Raw genomic sequence first — 25129 nt, 5'->3', positions numbered from 1 at the left:
TTCAACTTGTCAATGCAACACCCTTTTCAAGGATCTCCGTTGGAGTTTTAAATTTCAGGGTTTTCCTCGGTCTGTTGTTTAGTTGGGTTGCAACCTGCTCCAGTTCCTGCTGGGTAAACTGGCCAAGACATGTCTTTTTGGGGAAGTACTGTCGGATCAGACCATTGGTATTCTCGTTCGTGCCCCGTTGCCAGGGGCTCTGAGGGTCGCAGAAGTAAACCTGAACTCCTGTGCTGGCGGTAAGCTCCAAATGCTTGGCCAGTTCCATACCGCGATCCCATGTCAGTGACAGCCTGAGCTTTGGTGGAAGCTCTTGAAATTTTTCGGTAAGTGCTTGATTCACAGACCCTGCATCTTTTCCACTTAGCTTGAGAATAAGGGTATAGCGCGATTTTCTATCTACAAGTGTGGCTATGTGAGAGTTCTTGGTACCGGAAACCAAATCCCCTTCCCAGTGGCCGAAAGAGCGTCGGTTATCGATGTGCCTGGAGCGCTCATGAATTGAAATTCCGTTCACGATATTGATGGTGCCTCTCTCTCCCTTGCGGGTATGGCGCTTTCCATGGCGCAGGCTGTGGGAACGACGCAGATGCTTGACAAGCAGGTGGTGCAACACACTCCGACTGCGAAAATACAGCGTTTTATAGATTGTTTCGGCAGAGATCTGGATCGCCTTCTGGCGGGGCATCGTTCTTCTTATCCACCCCAATATCTGCTCTGGAGACCATTTCAACTCGAGTTTTCCAGCACCAGTTTTCGCAGTTGCGAATTCCACTCCAGAAGTCATGTCTTGGGTCTTTTAGCCATGCGGCTAGCACGATTATTCGCATCGACGGCTTTGTAATAACGTCTGCCGCGATTGCGTTGAACTTCCCAAGATATTGTTGATGGAGAACGGTGAAGGGCATGCGCAATTGCACGAATACTAATTCTTGCAGATAAACCGGCACGAATTTCCTCGCGTTCAGATAGTGTCAGGTGAGCCACAGCACGACGACGATCGTTAGGTTTTATGCCCCCTGTGTCCCTCAACATGGTAAAAATTGTGCCAGGTTTCGAATCTAGGATTTTCGCTATCTCACTGAAGCCTGTTCCGCGCTTCTACAGCTCAAAAACAAACGCTTTTTACCTTTGCAGTAAATGTTCGCTTCATTCAACAATCCTCCGCAACTGCATGTTTTCACATGGTTGTTGCGTTGACCAATTGAATCTACAACCACCTTTTTTATGATGTCGCACGCCATGTTGGCTTGTGCGAGAGCTTTGCGTAGCCGGGCCACTTCAGCCTCCAGCTCGGCGACAGAACGCGCTCCAGGAATGGCCGATGTATCCTTTCCTCCTTTGGCTGCGACAACCCTGTTGCTCAGTGTGCCTTTGGCAATCCCCAACCTTCTGGCGGCTTCCGCTTGGCTAAGGTCTTGCTCCAATGCCAGTCGAACCGACTCTGCCCGAAACTCTGGTGAATAGTGTTCTCTCAGTTTCATTCAATACCCCCGATTGTCTCATCGTAACAATCGGGACAGTCTGTGACAATCAGGATACCTCAGCCGCATGAACACTCCCTTTCGTGGGCAACTGTCAGGGGAATAGCATCTCCATACAAACTTACATTCTAAATCAACTTAACTGATGATATTACTGATATAATTTTGCATCTAAAAATAAAAAACAAACAACATAGTAATAAAAAATTACATAGTGGGGGTATAAAAACCCTAACCGCAAGATACGTTGATTCACCCAATATCATGCTCATAATCATGAATACGCTTGAAGAAAGGACAGTGATCAATATATAAAAAAGCACCAGAAAGCCAACAAAACTGGGGAATTTTTTCTTCATTTGCCACCCACCCCACACCAACATAAAAATAAGTGTGTGACAAAACACAAACTGTGCACTACCTATCGCACCATAGTTTTTTGCGACAAAAATAGATAACGGTATCGTAAATAATGAGTATGTGGCATATGCATAAAAGTGATATTTAAGTTGGTTCAATGTATAAAGACAAATAAATACGAAATTCATTGTTGCAGCAATAAATGCTGCGGCAACCAGCCATTTAGCATACATATTTATCGATTGGCTCAACATTGTATCTTTCATCCATAATGTTATTAGATCATCCCCAAAGATGAAAAAATATGGCAACAATGGTGAAAGAACCCCGATAAATATAAGAATAGATGAGCAATACAACTTAGAATACTCCTGTAGCTGATTACTCGCATGCAATGAACTTAATCGAGGCAATAAAATTTGCGTCAGCGGCCCACTAAAGATTGCAATAACACTACACAACTGGACTGCAATTTGATACTTAGCATACTCATCTAATGATATATAGGCTGACAATACGAACTTATCTACTTGTGTTGCTACAACCCATATTAGAGATAGGCCTGATAGCTGAATTGAAAATCGCAACGTCCTTTTTATACTCAACTCATCGCTGCATGGTAAATTTGAGTCTGCGCCTTTATTATTTAGCAATTCCAAATTTAATGTTCGGCAATGTTTAAAATAAACAACTACTACTAAACAAATAACCACAAAAAGATCTAATAATGACACTGCAAACATGACGTCAAAAAAAGTAATAAGTGTGTTGTCTATATTTTTTATAGCGTAATATGAGATAAAATAAAATAGAGAGCTATAACCAACACTCCATATAGTCACCCACTCCTGTTTTTCCATTCCATTAAGAAAACTACTTAAATATGACTTTATATAAAGAGCAGCCAGAATAAATCCTATTGCCTTAATTGCATATGTCGCTTCTGATGATTCAATTGATGAATTCAACCAGTTAGTGGCTATATATTCATCGCCGACATAGAAACATAGCCACAACACTATAGATATAAAAATAAATACGACAAATACTTTACAAAAAAGGATAGCCACTTTTTTATATGCAATCAACCTAGAACGATTAGTTGCAACTAATTTTAAGAAGCTGCCACTAACGCCAGCATCAAGCAGGCCCAGCAAAGCCACTAACATATAAAAAAAAGCGATCATTCCATATCGCTCAGCCCCCAATATATTTAATATTAATGGTGTAAATGCTAATGGAAGTACAGCCTTATATATTTGGCAGCCATACAGAATGAACGCTTTTTTAAACATATTTAATTATTTCATTAAGGAAATGAAAAGTTATATTTATTTTTTAACAAAATCAGAAATACACTCACAAATAGTATCTACCTGCTCATCTAATAACTCATAGAATAATGGTAAACGAACTAATGTATCAGAAAATAAATCTGAATTTGGTAATGAACGACCATTATATTTATCCTGATAATATTCACTTGAGTGAAGAGATAAGTAATGGAATACTGCGTGTATATTGATGTTTTTCAGCGTTTCAATCAATTCTGTTCGTTGCTTTAGGTTTTCACATACAAGATAAAACATATGTGCATTATTAGTCGCGTATTCAACAATTTTAGGTAATCTAATTCCACTGTTAGTTAATGCAGAACTCAACTTATCATAATAGCGCTGCCAAATAGCTTTACGTCTAGCTTGAATTGTTTCCATATTTTCAAGCTGAGCATAAAGATAAGCAGCAATAATATCCGATGGTAAAAATGATGAACCTATATCCACCCAACCATATTTGGCAACTTCCCCACGGAAGAATGATGAGCGGTTAGTTCCTTTCTCGCGAATAATCTCTGCGCGATGTATATATCGCTCATCATTAATAGCTAATAACCCGCCTTCACCAGATATTATATTCTTGGTTTCATGGAAGGAAAAAGTACCAAAAGTACCAATGCTACCAAGTGGTTTCCCTTTGTAATAACTATCTATCGCTTGAGCAGCATCCTCCACTACAGGAATATTATATTCCTTAGAAATTGCCATGATTGCATCCATATCACATGCAACACCAGCATAATGAACCACGACAATAGCTTTTGTTTTGGCATTAATCAGCTTAATGATTTGCTCAGGATCAATATTTGGGTGATCTGCATAGCTATCAGCAAAGATGATATTCGCTCCTCGTAAAGCGAATGCATTGACCGTCGAGACAAATGTATAAGATGGGGCAATGACTTCATCACCAGGCTTTATATCTAGCAACAGAGCAGCCATTTCTAGAGCATCAGTACACGATGTAGTCATTAAGGCTTTTTTAAACCCATAACGTCTCTCAAAAAAATCATGACATTTTTTCGTGAATGCTCCATCACCTGAAATTTTTCCAGCAGCGACTGCTTGAGCAATATAAACTACTTCTCTACCATGTAAATATGGCTTATTAAATGGAATCATAATTAGCTCACCGTCATGTAAGTTTAATATAATGCACCATTGATGGAGTAATCAGTACCATTAATATATGCTGCATCTTCTGAAGATAAAAAACAAACCAATGTTGCAATCTCATCTGGTGTTGCAAATCGTCCAGTTGGTATGGCATTTCTAATTTTATTAAGGATGTCCACATTGATAGAATTTATCATATCTGTTTCTGTATATCCTGGCGATATAGAATTTACGGTTACCCCTTTAGCTGCACCTTCTAAAGCCAAGGCTTTTGTAAAACCTAAAACACCAGCCTTTGAAGCGCAATAATTAACCTGCCCAAACTGTCCTTTATGTGCATTGACAGAAGATACATTTATTATTCTGCCAAACCCATTAACTCTCATATAAGAAAATGCAGGCTGAGTAATATTAAATAAAGATATAAGATTTAAATTAATTACTGATAGCCATTCGTCGTTGGTCATTTTATGAAAAGGCTTGTCACAAGTCACACCTGCATTATTGACCAAAATATTAGGCATCATTTTATTATCTGACAAATATGAATACAAATCATCGCAGTGTTTTTTTACTGTCAAATCTAACTTATACGATACCACATTTGGTAACTCAACTTGTGCAGGAGTGTTTTTATATATGTACACAACTCGATGATTTAGTGCCGCCATTTTTTTTACAATAGATAAGCCAATCCCTCGACTACCACCAGTAACAAGCACGTTCATAAAAATCCCTTTTATTTACTATATAACTCAGCAATATACTTTTTCTCCAACTCTAAAAGATTCATTTTTCTTTCTTTGATGCGCTTAGCTGGAATACCAAAATATATACCCCACGGCTTAGTACTTTTCGTTACCATTGACATTGCACCGACAGAGCACCCTTCAGATAAAACAACACCCGGTAATATAGTACTTTTTGTTCCCACAATTACATGTTTTCCTATTGAAACTGCCTTGAATGTTTCCTTTTTGAATTGTTTTGGAATGGTTGGATTAGTCATTGTCTCACCTGAATAGTCATCACTTTGTGTAAAGACATGGCAACCATATGCAAGCCCAGAAAAATCATTCATTGTGATACCTGATGTTCCACCAGCCAAATTGCAATATGCAGCTATATGAACATTCTTACCTATTTGTATTAACCCAGAAATCAGGCAAAAATCATCTATTCTCGAATTATCATCAATAGAGATCTCTTCTGGATTATAAATTGAACATTTATCACTTATCTTAACATTATAACCAATATACTTAAATCCAATATTTTTAAGTTGCTTTTCTGTTAAGAATGCCATCTCGATTCTCATCGCCTCACAATAGAATATGATCCCTAGAATATGATCCCTGAAAGGAGACTTCATGGAGAAAAAATATTCAAGAATACATTATCCAATACGTCAAAACTCTGAAAAAAGTCATTTCAGATTTTTATTCTTTGCCACATTAAAATATTAAACCAAGACTAAAAAAATGATTCCATATTAATAAACATCGGTTGCTGTTGGTCTTTATCAGATAAAAGATAATCTATACCTTTATTAGGCCATGTTATGGCCAATTGCTCATCGTTCCAGATAATACCTCTGTCACTATCTCGACAATAATAATTTGTTGTCTTATATAAAAACTCTGCAGTATCAGTCAATGTTACGAAACCATGTGCAAATCCTTCCGGGATCCATAGCTGACGTTTATTTTCTGCTGAAAGATGAACCCCAACCCATTGTCCAAAGGTTGGTGAGTTTTTGCGAATATCGACCGCTACATCAAACACTTCACCTGCAACACAGCGCACCAGCTTGCCCTGGGCATGAGGGGGCAATTGATAATGCAAGCCGCGCAATACGCCTTTTGAAGATTTGGAGTGATTATCCTGCACAAAATTCACCGGATATCCCACCGCCTCTTCAAACAACTTGTGGTTGAAACTCTCAAAGAAAAAACCACGCTCATCACCAAAGACTTTTGGCTCAAAAATAAGCACGTCAGGGATTGATGTCTTGATTACATTCATCTCTCTATCCACATTAAATTTAATCTTTATGGGGGCATCTTCCCTCCCCCCCGCTATCACATCAGGCTTTGGCAACCATTCTTAACAAATATTGTCCATACGCATTTTTTGCCAACGGCGCAGCAAGTTCACGGACTTGGTCGGCAGTAATAAACTTCTGGCGATAGGCAATCTCTTCCGGACACGCGACTTTCAATCCCTGACGCGTCTCGATAGTCTGAATAAAGTTGCTCGCTTCAATCAGACTTTCATGGGTACCGGTATCAAGCCAGGCATAACCTCGGCCCATCATCGCTACAGACAGATTGCCTTGCTCCAGATAGATACGGTTCACATCGGTAATTTCCAGCTCACCACGGGGTGATGGCTTCAGGCTCTTGGCGATTTCCACCACACTGTTGTCGTAGAAATAGAGGCCGGTGACCGCATAGTTGCTCTTGGGCTCCAGCGGCTTCTCTTCAAGAGAGATAGCAGTGCCCTCTTTATCAAATTCCACCACCCCATAACGCTCGGGGTCATGCACGTGGTAGGCAAAGACGGTGGCACCGCTCTCTTTGGCCGCAGCCGCCTCCAGTTGCTTCTGCAGGTCGTGACCGTAGAAGATGTTATCGCCCAGCACCAACGCACAGGGGTCTGAGCCGATGAACTCTTCACCCAGAATAAAGGCTTGGGCCAATCCGTCCGGGCTTGGTTGGACCTTGTATTGCAGGTTCAGGCCCCACTGGCTGCCATCACCCAGTAATTGCTCAAAACGGGGAGTATCTTGCGGCGTACTGATGATCAAAATATCGCGAATACCGGCCAGCATCAGGGTGCTGAGCGGGTAGTAGATCATCGGCTTGTCATAGATAGGCAACAGCTGCTTGCTCACCGCCATGGTCACCGGATAGAGACGGGTGCCTGAGCCACCGGCCAGAATAATGCCTTTACGTTTGGTCATGATGCTTGTTTCTTATTTTTAAATTGCAAAAGAAAAGGGTAGCTTGCGGCCACACCTTTTACGTTTTATCCCTTCCAGTCAGGAATGCAGTCACTACACCCATGACCAGTGATTTATTTGCCCAGGATCTCGGTCAACATCCGCTCCACACCGACCGTCCAGTCCGGCAGCACCAGATCGAAGGTACGCTGGAATTTGTCGGTATCAAGGCGGGAGTTATGGGGGCGTTTGGCCGGGGTCGGGAAGGCGCTGGTCGGCACCGCGTTGAGTTGTGTCACCGCCAGTTCAACCCCGGCCTCTCTGGCTTTGGCAAACACCAGCTGGGCGTAGTTAAACCAGGTGGTAGTCCCAGAGGCAATCAGGTGGTACAGCCCGGCGACCTCGGGTTTGCGCTGCGCCACGCGGATCGCATGGGCGGTGCAATCAGCCAGCAACTCGGCGCCGGTCGGAGCGCCAAACTGGTCATTGATGACTGACATCTCGCTACGCTCTTTGCCAAAACGCAGCATGGTCTTGGCAAAGTTGGCGCCACGGGCAGCGTAGACCCAACTGGTGCGGAAGATCAGGTGACGAGCGCAGAGGGCTGCACCCTGTTCCCCGGCCAGCTTGGTTTCGCCATAGACGTTGAGTGGGGCGGTCGCATCAGTTTCAACCCAGGGGCGTTCGCCGCTGCCATCGAACACATAATCGGTGGAGTAATGCACCAACCAGGCACCCAATACTTCCGCTTCTTTGGCGATAGCGGCCACACTGGTCGCGTTGAGCAGCTCGGCAAACTCCCGCTCGCTTTCGGCCTTGTCGACTGCGGTATGGGCTGCGGCGTTGACAATCACATCCGGTTTTAACAGACGAACTGTCTCGGCCACCCCAGCCGGATTGCTGAAATCGCCGCAATAGTCGGTGGAGTCAAAATCAACGGCAGTGATGCGCCCGAGCGGCGCCAATGCGCGTTGCAGCTCCCAGCCGACCTGGCCATTTTTGCCAAATAGCAGAATATGCATCAGGCACGCTCCCCGTAATTCTGCTCAATCCAGGATTGGTAGGCACCGCTCTTGACGTTGTTGACCCACTGCTGGTTATCCAGATACCACTGCACAGTTTTGCGAATCCCCGATTCGAAAGTTTCTTGCGGTTGCCAAGCAAGCTCACTGCTCATCTTGGTCGCATCGATGGCATAGCGGCGATCGTGACCCGGACGATCCGCCACATAGGTGATTTGATCGCGGTAAGCGCCCGCTTTGGGCACCATCTCGTCCAGCAAATCGCAGATGGTATGGACCACCTCCAGATTCTGCTTCTCGTTGTGACCACCGATGTTGTAGGTCTCTCCGACCACGCCCGTGGTCACCACCTTGTAGAGCGCGCGCGCGTGATCTTCCACGTAGAGCCAGTCACGGATCTGGTCGCCCTTGCCGTATACCGGCAGCGGTTTGCCATCCAGCGCGTTGAGGATCACCAGCGGGATCAGCTTCTCGGGGAAGTGGTACGGGCCGTAGTTGTTGGAGCAGTTGGTGACGATGGTTGGCAGGCCGTAAGTACGGCGCCAGGCGCGTACCAGATGGTCGCTGGAGGCTTTGGAAGCAGAATAGGGGCTGCTGGGGGCGTAGGGGGTGGTTTCGGTAAAGAGTGGCAATGGCTCACCGGCGGCGACTTCATCCGGATGGGGCAGATCCCCATACACCTCGTCGGTGGAGATATGGTGGAAGCGGAAGGCCGCTTTGCGGACCTCGTCCAGACCGTTCCAATAGGCGCGAGCCGCTTCCAGCAACATATAGGTGCCAACGATATTGGTCTCGATAAAGTCAGCCGGCCCTGTAATGGAGCGATCAACATGACTCTCGGCGGCCAGGTGCATCACCGCATCCGGTTGGTGCAGGGCAAACACCCTATCCAGCTCGGCACGGTTGCAGATATCCACCTGCTCAAATGCATAACGCTCGCTTGTCGATACACTGCCCAAGGATTCCAGATTGCCGGCATAGGTGAGTTTATCGAGGTTGATAACGGCATCCTGAGTATCACGGATGATATGGCGCACCACGGCAGAGCCGATAAAGCCTGCGCCACCGGTAACGAGAATTTTCATAGATATGTGTTCTCTTGCGAAGAGTTGGTTTGGGAGAGGGTGCGGGCTAATGCGAAAACAAATGACAGCTCAGGGCTGTGGTCTTAAACATCAACATAACTACAAGGCATAGCGATAGGCGATGGGTAAAACCCAAACAAATCAGCAGTAAATTCATTGGCTACCGCCCCTGGGTTACAGCCCCCAGTTTGCTGCTTTTAACCTGATTGTACTTGCTGTTGGTCATCGTGTCCTCCAGCATTATTTTGTCTTGATGGTGCTTTACCATGCGGCTACTTAGCATATTTCAGCAAGATAGCGCTCGTACATGGCAAGAACGACACACCGTACCAGCCCGATAGAGCGAAAGATTCTATCTCGATTACGACAAGAGTGCACACCAAAAAGTGTCTTAATCTCTCGTTTTTAATCAAGAGTCGATGGAGAACCAAAAGAGCTGTATGACCCCTCCATATAAAGTGGTGAAAGAGCAGCCAAACATGAGCAATATGGAGAAAAATGGGGCAACCATTTTGGTTGCCCCATTAACAGGAAGGGACTCTATCAAAACCAATTCTGGCACCTGCAGGTTAGTTCAGAGAACAATCGCCAGCCAGCCATTAGTCATGTTTTGACTCATGGGTATGGGTCAGGCGCGCCTCTTTGCTCTGGTGGCTGGTGAAGTAGCGCATCACCAGCACAAAGAAGAGCGGCACGAAGAAGATGGCCAGCACGGTGGCGCTGATCATCCCCCCCATCACGCCGGTACCGATGGCGTTACGGCTGCTGGCACCGGCGCCGGAGCTGATCACCAGCGGCAGCACCCCGAGGATAAAGGCAAGCGAGGTCATCAGGATCGGACGCAGACGCAGGCGCGCCGCCTCCACCACCGCCTCACCCAGTCCCATCCCCTTGTCATAGAGCTCTTTGGCAAATTCCACGATCAAAATCGCGTTCTTCGCCGACAAGCCAATGGTGGTGAGCAGGCCGACCTGGAAGTAGACGTCGTTCTCCAGCCCGCGCAGGGTGGCAGCCAAAATGGCCCCCAGAACCCCGAGTGGCACCACCAGCATCACCGAGAACGGAATGCTCCAACTCTCGTAGAGGGCGGCCAGACAGAGGAACACCACCAGCAAGGAGATGGCATAGAGCGCAGGCGCCTGTGAGCCAGCCTGCCGCTCCTGGAAGGAGAGCCCGGTCCACTCGATGCCCACCCCTTCCGGCAGCTTCTTCACCATCTGCTCGATGGCAGCCATCGCATCACCGGTACTCTTGCCGGGCGCCGCTTCCCCGACAATCTCCATCGCCGGCACGCCGTTGTAGCGCTCAAGACGTGGTGAGCCGAAGCTCCACTCGGTACTGGCAAAGGCGGAGAAGGGCACCATCTGACCGGCACTGTTGCGCACATACCAGAGCTTCAGGTCTTCCGGGTTCATCCGGAAGGGGGCATCCGCCTGCATATAGACCTTCTTGATCCGGCCGCGGTCGATGAAATCATTGACGTAGGCTGAACCCCAGGCACTTGCCAGCGTGTTGTTGATCTCCGCAATGGAGAGCCCCTGCGCCAGCGCCTTCTCATAGTCGATCTTGATATCGAGCTGCGGCGTATCTTCCATCCCGTTCGGGCGCACCCGCACCAGAGTCGGATCCTGCGCAGCCATGCCGAGCAGCTGGTTGCGCGCCGCCATCAGCTTCTCGTGACCGATACCGCCGCGATCCTGCAGGAAGAAGTCAAAACCGGTCGCCGTACCCAGCTCGGGGATGGGAGGCAGGTTGAAGGCGAAGACCTGCGCCTCCTTGATGCTGAACAGATAACCCATGGCGCGGCCGATGATGGCATTGGCGCTGCGATCCGGGCTCTTGCGCTCGCTCCAGTCCTTGAGTTTGATAAAGGCCATGCCACTGTTCTGACCGCTACCGGCGAAGCTGAAGCCCGCCACAGTCAGTACGGAATCGACGTTATCTTTCTCGTTTTTCAGGAAGTAGTCGCGCATGTCCGCCAGCACCACCTCGGTGCGCTGCTTGGTCGCCCCCACCGGCAGTTGCACCATGGACATGATGACCCCCTGATCCTCCTCCGGCAGGAAAGAGGTGGGCATCCGCATAAAGAGCACGGCCAGCACCGCCAGCATGGCACCGTAAATGATGCTGTAGCGCACGCCCTGCTTGATCACCTTGCGCACGCCGCTCTGATAGCGATTGGTACCGGCATCAAAGGCGCGGTTGAACCAACCAAAGAAGCCGCGCTTGGCCCCAAACTCGCCATGTTTCATCGGCTTGAGCAGGGTGGCACAGAGCGCCGGAGTCAGGATCAACGCCACCAGCACCGACAGCACCATGGCCGAGACGATGGTCAGCGAGAACTGGCGATAGATGGCGCCAGTCGAGCCGCCGAAAAAGGCCATCGGCACGAACACGGCGGAGAGCACCAGGGCGATCCCCACCAGCGCGCCGGTGATCTGGGTCATCGACTTGCGGGTCGCTTCCAGCGGGGAGAGATCCTCCTCACTCATCAGCCGCTCCACGTTCTCCACCACCACGATGGCGTCATCCACCAGCAGACCGATGGCTAGCACCATACCGAACATGGTGAGGGTGTTGATGGAGAAGCCGAACGCCGCCATCACCCCGAAGGTACCAAGCAGCACCACAGGCACCGCAATGGTCGGGATCAGGGTGGCGCGGAAATTCTGCAGGAACAGATACATGACGCAGAACACCAGGAAGATCGCCTCGATCAGGGTCTGCACCACCTCCTCGATGGAGATCTTCACAAACGGCGTGGTGTCGTAGGGGTAGACGATCTCCATGTTGGCCGGGAAGTAATCCGACAGCTCATTGAGCTTGGCACGCACCTTCTCGGCGGTATCCAACGCGTTGGCACCGGTCGCCAGCTTGATGGCGACCGCGGCGGTAGACTGGCCGTTGTAGAGCGCATCGGCGTCATAGCTTTCGCCCGCCAGCTCGACCCGGGCCACATCTTTCAGCCGCACCTTGGAGCCATCCTGATTCACCCGCAGCAGGATGTCGTTGAACTGCTCCACGGTAGAGAGGCGGGTCTGTCCCATGATGGTGGCGGTGAACTGCTGATCTTCCACCGACGGAGTACCGCCCAGCTTGCCGAACGCCACCTGGGCGTTCTGCGCCTTGATGGCCGCCTGCACATCACCCGGTGTCATCTGCACCCGGTTGAGTTTGTTGGGATCGAGCCAGACCCGCATGGAGTACTGGCTGCCGAACAAGGTGATATCCCCTACCCCGTCCAGACGGCTCAGGGGCTCCTTGATGTTGGAGACCACATAATCCGCCAGATCGTCGTTATTCATGCTGCCATCGCTGGAGATGAACGCCGCGACCATCAGGAAGCTGCTGGAGGTCTTCTGTACCCGGATCCCCTGCTGCTGAACCTCTTGCGGCAGCAGCGACATCGCTTGCTGCAGCTTGTTCTGCACCTGCACCTGGGCGATATCGGGATCGGTACCCGGCTGGAAGGTGAGGGTCACCGACACCCGCCCCGCGGAGTCAGACTGGGAGGACATGTAGAGCAGGTGATCCAGCCCGGTCATGTTCTGTTCGATGATCTGGGTTACCGAGTCTTCCACCGTTTTGGCGGATGCGCCCGGATAGCTGGCAGAAATACCGACAGCAGGCGGCGCAATGCTCGGGTACTGGGCGACCGGCAATTTGATGATGGCCAGGCTGCCCGCCAGCATGATCACCAGCGCGATCACCCAGGCAAAAATGGGTCTGTCTATAAAAAATCGAGCCATGAAGCGACTACTCCATCCTACTTGTTGGCCGGGGTGTTGGACGCAGCTTGAGCAGACGGTGCATCAGCACCCTGCTCGGCGGGATTGACCACGGCGCCCGGTCGTACTTTCTGCAAGCCAGCCACGATCACCCGCTCGCCGGAGGTGAGGCCTGACTCCACCACCCAGTTGCTGCCGACGACCCGGCTCAGCTGCACGTTGCGCAGCTCCACCTTGTTATCAGCGGTCACCACCATCACGGTGGCACCGCCATTGGGGGTGCGAGTCACGGCAGTTTGCGGCACCAGCAGCCCTTGCGCCCGCTCACCCTCTTGCAGGGTGGCGCGCATGAACATGCCGGGCAGCAGCAGTTGGTGAGGGTTGGGCACAATCACCCGCAGGGTCACCATGCCGGAGGTCTCATCCACGGTCACATCGGAGAACTGCAGCGAGCCCTCTTCGCCATAAGTGGAGCCATCTTCCAGCTGGAAGGTCACCTTGGCCCCCTTCTGCTCGTCCTGTGTCAGCTTGCCCTCGGCGACCAGTCGCTTGAGGCGCAGCAGATCGGCGGTGGACTGACGCACATCCACATACATGGGATCAAGCTGCTGAATGGCGGTCAGGCTATCAGCCTGCTGGGCGGTCACCAGCGCCCCCTCGGTCACCGCAGATTTACCGATACGGCCGCTTATGGGTGCAGTGATGCGGGTGTAACCGAGATTGATCTCGGCAGTGCGCAAAGCCGCCTTACTCGCCATGATCTCCGCCTTGGCCTGCTTCCAGCTCGCATCGGCGTCGTCATAGTCCTGACGGCTGATGGATTTGACCTTGAGCAGCTCCTGATAGCGCTGCGCCTTGAGGCGGGCACTCTGCTCGTTGGCCTCGGCCTTGGCCAGATTGGCCCTGGCGCTGGCGACTGCCGCCTGATAGACAGCCGGGTCGATCTGATAGAGCAGGTCGCCCGCCTTCACATCGCTCCCCTCGGTAAAGAGGCGCTTGAGGATGATGCCGCTCACCTGCGGACGCACTTCAGCCACCCGCAACGGGGCACTGCGACCGGTCAACTCGGTGGTCAACATCAGCGGACCGCTCTGCAGGGTCACCACATTGACCGCCGCGGGGGGCATACCGCCCTGTCCCTGGGGTGCGCCCCCCTTGTCACCACAACCTGCCAGCAAGCCTGTAGCCAGCAAGGCAAGACCAACTGAACGAGCAAGAATATGTTTATGCATGAAACACCTGAGCCTTTGCCAGTCAATGAACAATCAGGGCCGCATGGGCCCTGTTGGTAAATAGTCGGAAGATGAGGCAATATACATACATTCATAAATGTATGTAAGTGACTTTTTGCTTGCATGAGGCACAAATTTCGATGGCCAGACGAACCAAAGAAGAGGCGCAGCAAACCCGCTGCCACATCATGAGCACGGCGCTGGATCTGTTCTGCTCTCAGGGCCTGGCCAAGACCAGCCTGACCGACATCGCCAGGGCGGCAGACCTGACCCGCGGGGCCATCTATTGGCACTTCAAGAACAAGGATGAACTCTTCATTTCGCTCTGGCAGGAGCTCTGCAGTCCCCTCGCCCACCAGCTCGACGCCTGCCTCAACCCAGATGAGCCGGATCCGCTGGAGCAACTGCGCCTCTTTTTCGAAGGGGTGCTCCACAGCTTCATTCACAATCCGGCCCAGCGGCAGATGTTCACCATCCTGTTCAATCTCGAATCGCTGGAGGGGGAAGCCATCTCACTGCGCGAGCATATCCGCAGCCAGTCCGCCAACTTCTTTCGGGACCTGGAGACCACCCTGGCCAATGCGGTACGACGGGGCCAACTGCCCGCCAACCTCAACCTGCAGCGCGCCGCCACCCTGCTCCACTGCACCCTGGATGGCTACATCATCAACTGGCTCCACTTTCCGGGGCGGATAGACCTGCAGGGCGAATCCGCCTTCCTGATAGAGAGCATGTTCACCATGCTGGCCCAGCCCCACGGGCCTGCCTGCGGCCGCTAACCGGCTCCGGCAACTCCCACCCATCCAAATCGGGGCCTGACCGCGCGCTTTGGCAGTCGGGCCCCGATTTGTTACCCTGTGCGCCCCCTGCTTGAGGTAACCCCTGTGCCACTCTCTGACGCCATCCCCGCTTCCCGGCCATTTAACGACCAGCATGCCCGCGTTCGGGCTGCCTTTGTGGCGCACCTCAAACCCGATGCTCACCTGCTCAATGGTCAGTGCGGTATGGGGGAGGATCTGTGCTGGCTGCGTGCAGAAGGGTATGTGGTCACTGCCTGTGAAGCTGTGCTGGCCGACGCCAGAGTTGCCTCGCAGCAATCCGGGCAGGCTGTGCGGGTCTGCCCGCTGGCGAAGATGCACTCGGTGCTCCCTTACGATGGCATCTGGCTGAGCCGCCCGCTTGATGGCGACGCGGCCACCCTTGTCCCCCTGTTGCAACAGCTGGCGACCCTGCTCAAAGCGGGCGCTCCGCTCTGCTTCCCCCTGCCGCCAAGCGGCAAGATAAGTCACGCTCAGCTACAGCAACTGGTCACCACATCCGGGATAGCACTGCAACTGGCGCCGATGGAAGCCGTATCAGCCAGTACGTCAGATTCCTCAAGTCAAAACGCCACCCAGTACGTCATGTTGCTGCGTGGCGATCATCAGGCCACCTAACGGGCTAATTCATCACGGATTTTCCCGTTCAACGCCAAGCCGACAGCTAGTCGGCGATCCTGGCTTTCGACAATATTTAACTCGGCGTTAACGCAGAAAAGGCAGACATAACACGGCTTACGTGTTAAAAAGTGTGATTAATATCAAATTTTAATAACAAAACAGACAATACAACCAACTCCGGATTTCCTTATGAAACTTGTCCTGAAACTCATTGCTGGCATCCTTGCCGGTCTCTTGCTCGGTCTCTACGCCCCTGAGTGGGTGGCGCGCGTGCTGTTTACGGCCAAGACAGTGATAGGTCAGCTGATCACCTTCACCATTCCGCTCATCATTCTGTTCTTTATCATGAGCGGCATCGCCAGCCTGCCGAAAAACTCCGGCAAGCTGCTGGGCAAAACCGTGGCCCTCTCCTATTGCTCCACCATTCTGGCGGGGCTGTTCGCCTTTACCGTGGCGAGCCACCTGATCCCGCAGTTCACCACCGCCGCCGAGCCCACCACGGCCACGGCCATCAAACTCGCCTCCTACGTCAATCTGGAGATCCCGCCGCTGTTTGGCGTGATGTCGGCACTGGCCGCCGCCTTCGTGTTCGGCATCGGCATCAGCGCCACCCAGGCCACCGATCTGCGCCGGGTCGCCGATCAGGGTCGTGACATCATCGACCGCCTGCTGGCCAAGGTGATCATCCCGCTGCTGCCGTTCTACATCGCCGGGGTCTTTGTCGAGATGACGGTAGAAGGCACCGTATTCGCCACCCTGAAAACCTTCGGCGTGGTACTGGTGATGGCGATCCTGATGCACTGGGTCTGGCTATCCGTGCTGTTCGTGGGTACCGGTCTGGCCCTTGGCCGCTCACCGACCCAGCTCATCAAGAACATGCTACCCGCCTACTTTACCGCGCTGGGGACCATGTCGAGCGCCGCTACCATTCCGGTCGCCCTGCAATCGAGCAAGAACAACGGGGTGAGCGACGGCATCGCCAACTTTACCGTGCCGCTGTGTGCCACCATTCACCTCTGTGGCTCCACCATTACCCTGGTCACCTGCGCCACCGCGGTGATGTTCCTCTCCGAGCATCTGGCCATTCCGGGCATCGAGACCATGCTCCCCTTCATCATGATGCTGGGGGTGATCATGATCGCCGCACCGGGCGCGCCGGGTGGTGGCGTGATGTCGGCGCTGGGCCTGCTCACCTCCATGCTCGGTTTCGGTGAAGCCTCCATCGCCCTGATGATTGCCCTCTATCTGGCGCAAGACAGCTTCGGCACCGCCTGCAACGTCACCGGTGACGGCGTGATTGCCCTGTGGGCGGATCGCTTCGCCAACGGTAGCGAGAGCGCAGCCCCCGTGGCCGAGGCCGAACAGGCGTAAGCTAGCCGGGATAGCCCGACCATCCTCTGCAAAACCGCAGGCCCGAACCATGTTCGGGCCTGCGTCGTTTCTGCCCCCTTCACTGCTTTTGTGCGTATTCCTCCTCCCTCTCTTTACCCCCCTCTGCCGTAAACAGCACTGGCGCTACCCTCTGCATCAGACAAAATTATTGGCATATGCCACATATAAGCGTATAAATGGCTTAGCCAATTAGGAGCCACCATGCCAAGACCCAAGATTGCCCGCCAGATCTGTGGCCGCCCCGCCAACAGCTGCTTCAAACCCAACGGCCGCCCCATGCATCAGCTGGAACAGGTCACGCTGGCCCCTGACGAGTTCGAGGCACTGCGCCTCGTCGACCTTCAAGGAATGCAGCAGCAGGAGGCCGCCCTGGTGATGGGGATTTCCCGCCAGACCCTGGCCAATATCCTGAAAAAAGGGCGCTACAAGGTGGTGGAGTGTCTGAGTCTGGGCAAGGCATTGATGATGCAACCCGCCGAGCCCGACCACCCAACCAGTGGAGAAGAGCCGACATGAATGCTGTCACAACCATGACCGCCAACCCCAGCAACAGCGCCCTGATGCTGAGTCAGGGGTTGCTGGCTGGCCACTTTACCCGTGCCGAGCAGCTGCAAATTCTTAACCCCGAAGGGAACGTCATCGCCACCCTGGCTAACCCGGCCGCCGCCGAAGGCTGCCACGGCAAGCAAGCGCTGCTCGACGCCCTCGCCCATCATCAAGTGGGTCAGGTGGTGGTGCGCAATATCGGCGAGCGGATGCTGAGTCGCCTGCTGGCGGCCAATATCCGGGTGCTGCAGTGCCGCTCTGCCCGCCTGCCGCTGCCCGCGCTGCTGGCCCCCGCCAATTTGCAACCTCTCACCGAGGCCAGTCAGGGGCGCCCGTCTCGCCGTCATCAGAGCAAATCTGCGATCCGTGCCATCCAGCCTGTTGGAGCAGGCCAGAGTCATAGCCATTGTAATGGTGGTTGCAACAGTGGCTCCGATCACTGTTGCGCCAGTAGTGGCAATCAGGCAGAGAGCTCACGACAAGGCCATACTTGTTGCCACGGCAGTGAGGGTGCCAACCAGCAGGGCGGTTGCAGCCATCATCACTGATGCCATCGCCGTGCATGTCATCACCTTCAAGGAGAAGAGATCATGTCCATCTGGTTGTTGAGCCTGCTCGCCTCGTTCGTACTGATCCTGGCCATGGGCACCATCATCTGGTGGCGCCAATACCAGCTTTCCCAGAAGCGGGAAGATAAAGAGGTGCGTCCCTGTGGCTGCTCCAGCGCCTGCGCGGATCACCTCTACCAGATCAGCGAGCCGACGCCCAAAAAGTAACCTGAGCGCAAACGCCCTAGCCGCAGATAGAAGGTCGGAAAAATAAAGGCGCGTGGAATCGAGAAGCGCATAAAAGAGAGGGGGCACCTGCTGGTGCCCCCTCTCTATTTACTCCTCGTCATGCTTGAACCGCCTCTTTCCCCCTTATGCTCATCACACGCGCTCAACCCGGCTCGGCGCCGCTGGGCGCCACACTCGCAGAGCAGGCCGGATCTTGATACTGCTGATAGATGGCATAAAACTCGGCCTTGTTGTGCAGGGCTGCGGCAACGCAGGCGGGATCAAACTGGCTGCCGGCATGCTCCTCCAGATAGGCAAACGCCGTCTCGAACGGCCATGCCTTCTTGTAGGGGCGCTCGCTGGTCAGGGCATCAAACACGTCGGCCACCGTCACGATGCGCGCCGCCAGCGGGATCGCCTCCCCCGCCAGCCCCAGCGGATAGCCGGTGCCGTCAAAGCGTTCGTGATGGCTGGCGATGATATTGGTCAGCATGTCGGTATGATGAATGCCATCGAGACCAAACTCGTTGATCATCAGGCTGATCATCTCCCGCCCCTTGCCGGGGTGGATCTTCATGATCTCGAACTCTTCCGGGGTCAGCTTGCCCGGCTTGAGCAAAATGGCATCTGGCACCGCGATCTTGCCGATGTCGTGCAGCTCGGAGAAGAGGTAGATAAACTCCACCTCCTCATCGCTCAGCCCGCAAGTCGGGGCCAGCGTCTTGGCGATCAGCCGGGAGTAGGCCGACATCCGGTGCAGATGGTTGGCGGTCTCCTCATCCCGATAGCGGCTGAACTCCCGCGCCGTGGTCAGCGCGCCGCCAAGGGTCTGGATGGAGAAAAACTCCACCGCAATGATGGCCGAAAGCGCCTGGGCATAGGCCGACAGCTCGCTGCGGATCGGCTCCTCGAAGTATCCCGGCTCCATGGCATCGCAAAACAGAAAGCCAAACAGCTTGCTGTTGAACAGCAGCGGCTCGGTATAGCTGGAGGCATAACCCGCCTCCAGCACCTTGCGGCTGTGCTCCGACGCAGAGCCACGCAGGGCATCGAGATTGCCGAGCACCCGGGGCTGCTTGTGCTCCGCCAGATAACTCAGGGAGGGAACATCGCTCAGCTTCACCTCATACTGCACCAGTGGCGAGGGCCCCTCGGTGCTGTGAGCAAAGGTCTTGAGCTGATCGGTATGAGGGTCGTAAATCGCGATGGCTACCCGACTCAGCTTGTCAAAGCGCTGCCTGAGCGTGGCATGTACGCTCTGCATTTTTTCGCCAAATGAACTATCCATCGCCTTCTCCAACGGGTTCCCGTACCGGGAGTATAGTGACTCCCGGTGCTCTCCTCTCTGTCACCAAATCAATATTGAGAGGAAAATCAACAAAGCGGCATCCCCACAACCAACCCGCATGGCAGAGGCAATAGCCCTACCAAGGGCGCGCCATCACCGGCTGCTGGTGCGGCGCAATCTTGCCTGGTCGGAGATATTGTTCGGTTCTGCCATGCTGGCTGTATAGTTTTTGGTTAACCATTCCGGTAAAATCCGCGCCCTTAAAGAAGAGCCACCTAAGAGTGATTGAGCGATGTCCAACACAAAACAGGCCCCCAAAGTAGGATTCGTCTCCTTGGGTTGCCCCAAAAACCTGGTCGATTCAGAACGTATCCTGACCCAGCTGCGTACCGAAGGGTACGATGTGGTGCCCAGCTATGACGATGCCGAGCTGGTCGTCGTCAACACCTGCGGCTTTATCGACAGCGCGGTGCAAGAGTCGCTGGAAGCGATCGGCGAAGCGCTGGCCGAGAACGGCAAGGTAATCGTCACCGGTTGCCTCGGCGCCAAAGAGAACCAGATCCGCGAGATCCACCCCAAGGTGCTCGAGATCACCGGCCCCCACGCCTATGAAGAGGTACTGGGTCACGTCCACAAATATGTGGAGAAGCCGCAGCACAACCCCTTCACCAGTCTGGTTCCGGCCCACGGCGTCAAGCTGACCCCGCGCCACTACGCCTATCTGAAGATTTCCGAGGGCTGCAACCACCGCTGCACCTTCTGCATCATCCCCTCCATGCGCGGGGATCTGGTGAGCCGCCCCATCGGCGACGTGCTGGCAGAAGCCAAGCGCCTGAAAGAGGCGGGCGTGAAGGAGCTGCTGGTGATCTCCCAGGACACCTCCGCCTACGGCGTCGATGTGAAGCACCGCACCGGTTTCTACGACGGCATGCCGGTCAAGACCAGCATGGTCGCCTTGTGCGAAGAGCTGGCCAAGCTCGATATCTGGGTGCGCCTGCACTACGTCTACCCCTATCCGCACGTGGATGACGTCATCCCGCTGATGCGCGATGGCAAGGTACTGCCCTACCTCGATATTCCGTTGCAGCACGCCAGCCCGCGCATCCTCAAACTGATGAAGCGCCCGGGTACGGTCGAGCGCACCCTGGAGCGGATCCAGAAGTGGCGCGAGATCTGCCCGCAGATCACCCTGCGCTCCACCTTTATCGTCGGCTTCCCGGGCGAGACCGAGGAAGATTTCCAGATGCTGCTGGACTTTATCGACAAGGCGGAGCTGGATCGGGTCGGCTGCTTCAAATACAGCCCGGTCGAAGGGGCGCTGGCCAACGAGCTGCCGGATCCGGTACCGGAAGAGGTACAGGAAGAGCGCTTCCAGCGTTTTATGGAGCTGCAACAGCAGGTCTCCATCCGCAAACTGGCTCGCAAAGTGGGTCAGGAGATGACCGTTATCATCGACGAAGTGGACGAAGAGGGCGCCACTGGCCGCTCTTTTGCCGATGCACCGGAGATCGATGGTCTGGTCTACCTCAACGGCGAAACCGGCCTCAAGCCGGGCGACATGGTCAAGGTGCGGATCGACGAATCCGACGAATATGACCTGTGGGCCAGCCTGATTGGCTAACCCTGCCATGGGTAAACACGCCGCGCGTTGAGCCGATAGCGTTCAACGTAACTAAACAAAAAGCGCCTGATGGCGCTTTTTGTTTAACAACTACTGGCGATAAACCGCTAGCCGAGGTCGTGCAGTGCCTTGCCAAGGGGCGCTGTGAGGCGCAAATCAGAGAAGTGCACCGCCAGTCCCTGCCGCTCCGGTGTGCAGCACATCACCCCGATAAAGCAACTTTCGCCTGGCGGAAACGGGGCTAGACGCAGCAGCGGCCACACCTTGCCATCTGAATGCGAAAGGGGACTCCCTCCGACGTAGGTGGGAGGGGAATTTCGCCGGGGCGTCAGCCCCGCTGGTTTTGAATGTATTGCTTGATCACCTCCAACGGCGCACCGCCGCAAGAGCCAGCAAAGTAGGAGCGTGACCAGAGCTCGGGCTTACTGTAAGCACCTCTTAAGTCCAGGAATTCATTGCGCAGTCGCCTTGATGTGACTGCCTTCAACGAGTTCACCAGTACCGATAGCTGTACTGTTGGGCCGTACTCTATCAGCATGTGAACATGATCAGCCTCTCCGTCACACTCTTTCAGTTCCGCGCCAAAGTCGTTACAAACCACAGTGGCATACTGATTGAATGCGGCAAGGTGTAAATCGCCCAATATCTTTTTTCGATACTTGGTCACAAACACCAAGTGAACATGGAGGAGATAAGCGGCATAGCGTGACTTATTGATGTTTATGACTTGCATTCAATGACTCTGTTCGGTGTAATGATGCGAAGAAATATTGCTACATACTGAGTATTGAATGCAAATTCTTAAAGCCTACAAATTCCGACTTGATCCGACTGAACAACAAGCACAACGCCTGCGCCAGTTGGGCGGATGTGCTCGTTATGTCTGGAATCACGGGCTGGCAGAAACCAAACGCCTTCTTGATGCTGGCGAAAAACTGCCTTCTGCTTTTGAGCTGAACCGGATGCTCACCAGTTGGAAGAAAGACCCGGAAATGGCCTTTCTGGTTGAGGCATACACCGACAACCTCCAGCAGAAACTCAAGGATTTGCACGGCGCGTGGATGCGCTGTTTTGATAAGAAACTCGCCGCCAAGGCTCCTGTTTTCAAGAAGAAAAGCGACAACAGAGACTCAATCAGATTTGTCAACTTCGACAAGTATTGCCGCCTTGAAAAAGGGCGAGTGAAGCTGCCAGCCGGGCTGGCTTGGGTCAAGTTCCGCCAGTCCCAGCTAGTTGAAGGGAAGATTAAAAACGCCACTGTCAGCCAAGCCGCCGGGCACTGGTATATCTCCTTTCAGGTCGAGCAGGAGCACCCCGAGCCAGTTCACCCGTCCGGCTCAATGGTCGGGCTGGATGCGGGTATCGCCAAGCTCGCAACCCTGTCAGATGGTACGGTGTTTGAGCCCGTCAACAGCTTCAAAACCAATCAGGCCAAGCTGGCAAGGCTCCAACGCCAGTTGAGCAAAAAAGTAAAGTTCAGCAGTAACTGGAAGAAGCAAAAAGCCAAGATCCAGCGGCTGCACTCACATATCTCCAATACCCGCCGCGATTACCTTCACAAGGTCACCACGACAATCAGCAAAAACCACGCGATGATTGTTATTGAGGATTTGAAGGTTTCCAACATGTCAAAATCAGCAGCGGGCACGACAAGCCAGCCGGGGCGCAACGTCCGGGCAAAATCAGGGCTGAATCGTTCGATATTGGATCAGGGCTGGTTTGAGCTACGCCGCCAGCTCGAATACAAGCAGGCATGGCGAGGCGGTCAGGTGCTGGTGATTAATCCGGCCTACACCAGCCAGCAATGCGCCTGTTGTGGGCACGCTGCGAAGGATAACCGCCTGACGCAAAGCCAGTTTAAATGCGTTGCGTGTGGTTATGAGGCGAACGCCGATGTGAACGGCGCTCGCAATATTTTAGCGGCGGGACACGCCGTTTTAGCCTGTGGAGGAGCGGTGCAAACAGGCCGCCCGATGAAGCAGGAACCCGGTACTGCGAGAGCAGCTATCACCCAGTAATGGGAATCCCCCTCCTGAGACGCGAAGCGCGAAGGTGGGGGAGGATGTCAAACCAGGTGCTGCGCCAAAAATCGGTCTGCTAGTCCGTTACCACCAGCAAACCGTCATCTGTCTGGTGCCATTCGGCGGGCTCATTGAGCCAGCGCCATTCCATCCCTTCCATCATCCTGCTTTGCTCCCTTTTATCCCGCGTAATCCCGCACAAATGGGGCTAGCCAACGCCTCGTCCGGTCACGACAGGTCATGGCTGCGCCTCTGCGGAACCCATAAAAGGAGTCAATAGTGTCGCTATTGCTGCCCCGATACAAGGCTTGTGCGTTGCGCCATCAGTGCGTCCCAAAAAGCGCGGGGGGCCTGATGGCCCCCCGCAAACACACCGGATGAGAAAATGCCTTACTTGGCGGCGCTATCCTTCACGCACTTCTGGACAAAGCTGTTCTTGGCCGCGCCAGCCAGCTTCTTGTCGGCTGCCGCCTTCTCGCACTTGGCCGCCGGATCCACCGCCGCGCCCGTCTTCACGCACTTCTGGATAAAGCTGTTCTTGGCCACACCGGCCAGCTTCTTGTCGGCGGCCGCCTTCTCGCACTCACCGCTCGCGGCGCCAGTGGCATCTTTCACACACTTGCCGACAAAGCTGGTTTTGGCGGCGCCGTTAAGCTTTTTGGCCGCGGCTTGCGCCTCGCACTGCAACTGGGCTGCGTCGTTGGCAAAGACCGGATTGGCCAGCAGCACGCTGCCGCAAAGCAGGCCGAACAGGATGGTACGCTTCATGGGAGATCTCCTCTCTATCTAGTGATGTGTTTGCCTGGTCATATTGGCATGACGATGTGTTGCAAATGGCTGTGATTGCAACAGCTGATTGTTGCCGCAGATCCCCCACCTCGCCAGCTTGAGAGACGGAGCAGAGGGCAACCATCGCCCGCACTATAGCGCCGATTGGCTGAGCGGGATTGTCCCTAGCCAACCTTCGCCACCAGCAAGCCAGCCACCCTCTTCCCCACCACGCCTACCAACCCCAATAAAATCAAGGGCCATGGGAATCCAGTGCCCGATCCGTGCGATTTGTTGAGCCAGCGCAAAAAAGGCGATTTTTCTGATAGTTACGTCATTTTTTGACTGGTGAGAGCAGATTCGATTGGCTTAACATAGCCATCAGGTGCCTATTCATCAGTGATGGGCTGCTGCCCCCCGCTGGTTATGGAGCATATTGGAAGCTGTAATCCACGAGCAGTAGCGTGGGTTTTGGTGGCGTTACGCCTCACCCAAAAGGTGGGTGTCCCAAATTTAAAATTTCGGTTCCAAATTTCGGTTAATATAAATAAGGATTATTAAAATGATTTTTGAAGAAAAAGATATGAGAGATTTGGAGAAAGCAGTAAATTTATTGGAGCAAGATACAATCACAGAAAAAATGACTCAGGTTGTTGGAAAACCAATAGATTACTTGATGAGTAAGCTTCCTAAAGGTGCTGAAAAACAAATTCATAACCTAAATAGCTGTTCCGAATAGTAGATCACCGGAGGAAGGGAACTCAGTCCAGTTTGTGCGATCTGATTAGTCGCTAAACAAAACAAGCCACACCCAAAGGACTGAGTTGATGCCTATCCTACCACCTCTGCCACGACCACAACGGCGCCGCATTCACAAAATCATCCATGCCACCCGTGATAAAGGACATGCTCGTCGCTTGATGGCCATCTTGCTGTTACATGAAGGACGCACGATCACCGATGTTCATCA

Annotated in this window: 22 protein-coding genes and 4 pseudogenes; 10 read left to right on the top strand and 16 right to left on the bottom strand. The window is 53.0% G+C overall.

Annotation, left to right across the window (positions count from 1 at the left end):
- Position 1: 1 nt before the first annotated feature.
- The 12 genes and pseudogenes from OKC40_RS13000 to OKC40_RS12945 form a co-directional block, all read right to left on the bottom strand.
- Positions 2-1153: pseudogene (locus OKC40_RS13000) on the bottom strand (IS30 family transposase).
- A 67-nt stretch (positions 1154-1220) separates the two neighbouring features.
- Positions 1221-1484: pseudogene (locus tag OKC40_RS12995) on the bottom strand (transposase); the annotation flags it as partial.
- 128 nt (positions 1485-1612) lie between these two features.
- Positions 1613-3139, bottom strand: coding sequence for a lipopolysaccharide biosynthesis protein (locus tag OKC40_RS12990; RefSeq protein ID WP_270795465.1), 1527 nt, complete (start codon positions 3137-3139; stop codon positions 1613-1615).
- 36 nt (positions 3140-3175) lie between these two features.
- Entirely contained in the window at positions 3176-4303 is a 1128-nt protein-coding gene (gene rffA, locus OKC40_RS12985) for a dTDP-4-amino-4,6-dideoxygalactose transaminase (RefSeq protein WP_270795464.1), read from the bottom strand.
- 23 nt (positions 4304-4326) lie between these two features.
- Positions 4327-5025 carry an SDR family NAD(P)-dependent oxidoreductase gene (locus OKC40_RS12980; RefSeq protein ID WP_270795462.1) on the bottom strand — a complete coding sequence of 233 codons (699 nt, stop codon included), beginning with the start codon at positions 5023-5025 and terminating at the stop codon, positions 4327-4329.
- An 11-nt stretch (positions 5026-5036) separates the two neighbouring features.
- Positions 5037-5603 carry an acyltransferase gene (locus OKC40_RS12975; RefSeq protein ID WP_270795460.1) on the bottom strand — a complete coding sequence of 189 codons (567 nt, stop codon included), beginning with the start codon at positions 5601-5603 and terminating at the stop codon, positions 5037-5039.
- A 167-nt stretch (positions 5604-5770) separates the two neighbouring features.
- Complete coding sequence (gene rfbC, locus OKC40_RS12970) at positions 5771-6322, bottom strand: dTDP-4-dehydrorhamnose 3,5-epimerase (protein ID WP_270795459.1); 552 nt, start codon at positions 6320-6322, stop codon at positions 5771-5773.
- A gap of 61 nt (positions 6323-6383) precedes the next feature.
- A complete protein-coding gene (gene rfbA, locus OKC40_RS12965) occupies positions 6384-7262 on the bottom strand; it encodes a glucose-1-phosphate thymidylyltransferase RfbA (protein ID WP_139750983.1) in 879 nt (292 codons plus the stop codon).
- 113 nt (positions 7263-7375) lie between these two features.
- Positions 7376-8263: a dTDP-4-dehydrorhamnose reductase gene (rfbD, locus tag OKC40_RS12960; protein WP_270795456.1), complete on the bottom strand. Its 888-nt coding sequence runs from the start codon at positions 8261-8263 to the stop codon at positions 7376-7378.
- On the bottom strand, positions 8263-9348 hold the full coding sequence (rfbB, locus tag OKC40_RS12955) for a dTDP-glucose 4,6-dehydratase (RefSeq protein ID WP_270795454.1): 1086 nt from the start codon (positions 9346-9348) through the stop codon (positions 8263-8265). The genes rfbD and rfbB overlap by 1 nt, the downstream gene beginning before the upstream one ends.
- Positions 9349-9947: 599 nt before the next feature.
- Positions 9948-13097: an efflux RND transporter permease subunit gene (locus OKC40_RS12950; RefSeq protein ID WP_270795451.1), complete on the bottom strand. Its 3150-nt coding sequence runs from the start codon at positions 13095-13097 to the stop codon at positions 9948-9950.
- Between the two features lie 17 nt (positions 13098-13114).
- Positions 13115-14308 (bottom strand): efflux RND transporter periplasmic adaptor subunit, encoded by a 1194-nt coding sequence (locus OKC40_RS12945; protein WP_270795450.1) that lies wholly within the window; start codon positions 14306-14308, stop codon positions 13115-13117.
- 140 nt (positions 14309-14448) lie between these two features.
- Between OKC40_RS12945 and OKC40_RS12940 the strand changes: the two genes are divergently transcribed.
- From OKC40_RS12940 to OKC40_RS12915, 6 genes are all read left to right on the top strand, one after another.
- Positions 14449-15087: a TetR family transcriptional regulator gene (locus OKC40_RS12940; RefSeq protein ID WP_270795448.1), complete on the top strand. Its 639-nt coding sequence runs from the start codon at positions 14449-14451 to the stop codon at positions 15085-15087.
- A 105-nt stretch (positions 15088-15192) separates the two neighbouring features.
- Complete coding sequence (locus tag OKC40_RS12935; protein ID WP_270795446.1) at positions 15193-15744, top strand: hypothetical protein; 552 nt, start codon at positions 15193-15195, stop codon at positions 15742-15744.
- A gap of 192 nt (positions 15745-15936) precedes the next feature.
- Positions 15937-17118 carry a dicarboxylate/amino acid:cation symporter gene (locus OKC40_RS12930; RefSeq protein WP_227094991.1) on the top strand — a complete coding sequence of 394 codons (1182 nt, stop codon included), beginning with the start codon at positions 15937-15939 and terminating at the stop codon, positions 17116-17118.
- Between the two features lie 222 nt (positions 17119-17340).
- Positions 17341-17655, top strand: a complete 315-nt coding sequence (locus tag OKC40_RS12925; RefSeq protein ID WP_270795443.1) for a DUF134 domain-containing protein — start codon at positions 17341-17343, stop codon at positions 17653-17655.
- Complete coding sequence (locus tag OKC40_RS12920; RefSeq protein ID WP_270795442.1) at positions 17652-18233, top strand: NifB/NifX family molybdenum-iron cluster-binding protein; 582 nt, start codon at positions 17652-17654, stop codon at positions 18231-18233. The genes OKC40_RS12925 and OKC40_RS12920 overlap by 4 nt, the downstream gene beginning before the upstream one ends.
- Positions 18234-18275: 42 nt before the next feature.
- Positions 18276-18461, top strand: coding sequence for a hypothetical protein (locus tag OKC40_RS12915; RefSeq protein WP_270795441.1), 186 nt, complete (start codon positions 18276-18278; stop codon positions 18459-18461).
- Between the two features lie 163 nt (positions 18462-18624).
- Here OKC40_RS12915 and OKC40_RS12910 read toward each other — a convergent pair whose 3' ends face one another.
- Complete coding sequence (locus tag OKC40_RS12910; protein ID WP_270795439.1) at positions 18625-19749, bottom strand: HD-GYP domain-containing protein; 1125 nt, start codon at positions 19747-19749, stop codon at positions 18625-18627.
- A 292-nt stretch (positions 19750-20041) separates the two neighbouring features.
- On the opposite strand from OKC40_RS12910, the gene rimO reads away from it, so the two are divergent.
- A complete protein-coding gene (gene rimO, locus OKC40_RS12905; RefSeq protein WP_064341428.1) occupies positions 20042-21370 on the top strand; it encodes a 30S ribosomal protein S12 methylthiotransferase RimO in 1329 nt (442 codons plus the stop codon).
- A 107-nt stretch (positions 21371-21477) separates the two neighbouring features.
- Here the strand turns inward: rimO and OKC40_RS12900 are convergent.
- Both OKC40_RS12900 and tnpA read right to left on the bottom strand, forming a co-directional pair.
- Positions 21478-21645: pseudogene (locus tag OKC40_RS12900) on the bottom strand (DUF1349 domain-containing protein); the annotation flags it as partial.
- 53 nt (positions 21646-21698) lie between these two features.
- On the bottom strand, positions 21699-22103 hold the full coding sequence (tnpA, locus tag OKC40_RS12895) for an IS200/IS605 family transposase (RefSeq protein ID WP_064341427.1): 405 nt from the start codon (positions 22101-22103) through the stop codon (positions 21699-21701).
- A gap of 58 nt (positions 22104-22161) precedes the next feature.
- Between tnpA and OKC40_RS12890 the strand changes: the two genes are divergently transcribed.
- Complete coding sequence (locus OKC40_RS12890; protein ID WP_064341426.1) at positions 22162-23388, top strand: RNA-guided endonuclease InsQ/TnpB family protein; 1227 nt, start codon at positions 22162-22164, stop codon at positions 23386-23388.
- Positions 23389-23781: 393 nt separating this feature from the next.
- On the opposite strand, the gene OKC40_RS12885 is transcribed toward OKC40_RS12890, so the two are convergent.
- The gene (locus OKC40_RS12885; protein ID WP_064341425.1) at positions 23782-24159 is read right to left on the bottom strand and encodes a hypothetical protein; all 378 of its coding nucleotides are present in this window, start codon (positions 24157-24159) and stop codon (positions 23782-23784) included.
- Positions 24160-24721: 562 nt separating this feature from the next.
- On the opposite strand from OKC40_RS12885, the gene OKC40_RS12880 reads away from it, so the two are divergent.
- Together OKC40_RS12880 and OKC40_RS12875 are read left to right on the top strand one after the other, a co-directional pair.
- The gene (locus OKC40_RS12880; RefSeq protein ID WP_270795437.1) at positions 24722-24898 is read left to right on the top strand and encodes a hypothetical protein; all 177 of its coding nucleotides are present in this window, start codon (positions 24722-24724) and stop codon (positions 24896-24898) included.
- 88 nt (positions 24899-24986) lie between these two features.
- Positions 24987-25129: pseudogene (locus tag OKC40_RS12875) on the top strand (IS630 family transposase); the annotation flags it as partial.

The sequence above is a fragment of the Aeromonas sp. QDB11 genome (assembly GCF_027705265.1).
GTDB classification, from domain to species: domain Bacteria; phylum Pseudomonadota; class Gammaproteobacteria; order Enterobacterales; family Aeromonadaceae; genus Aeromonas; species Aeromonas allosaccharophila.
The sequence above is the reverse complement of the archived record's forward strand: the minus strand, read 5'-3'. Positions and strand labels throughout refer to the sequence as shown.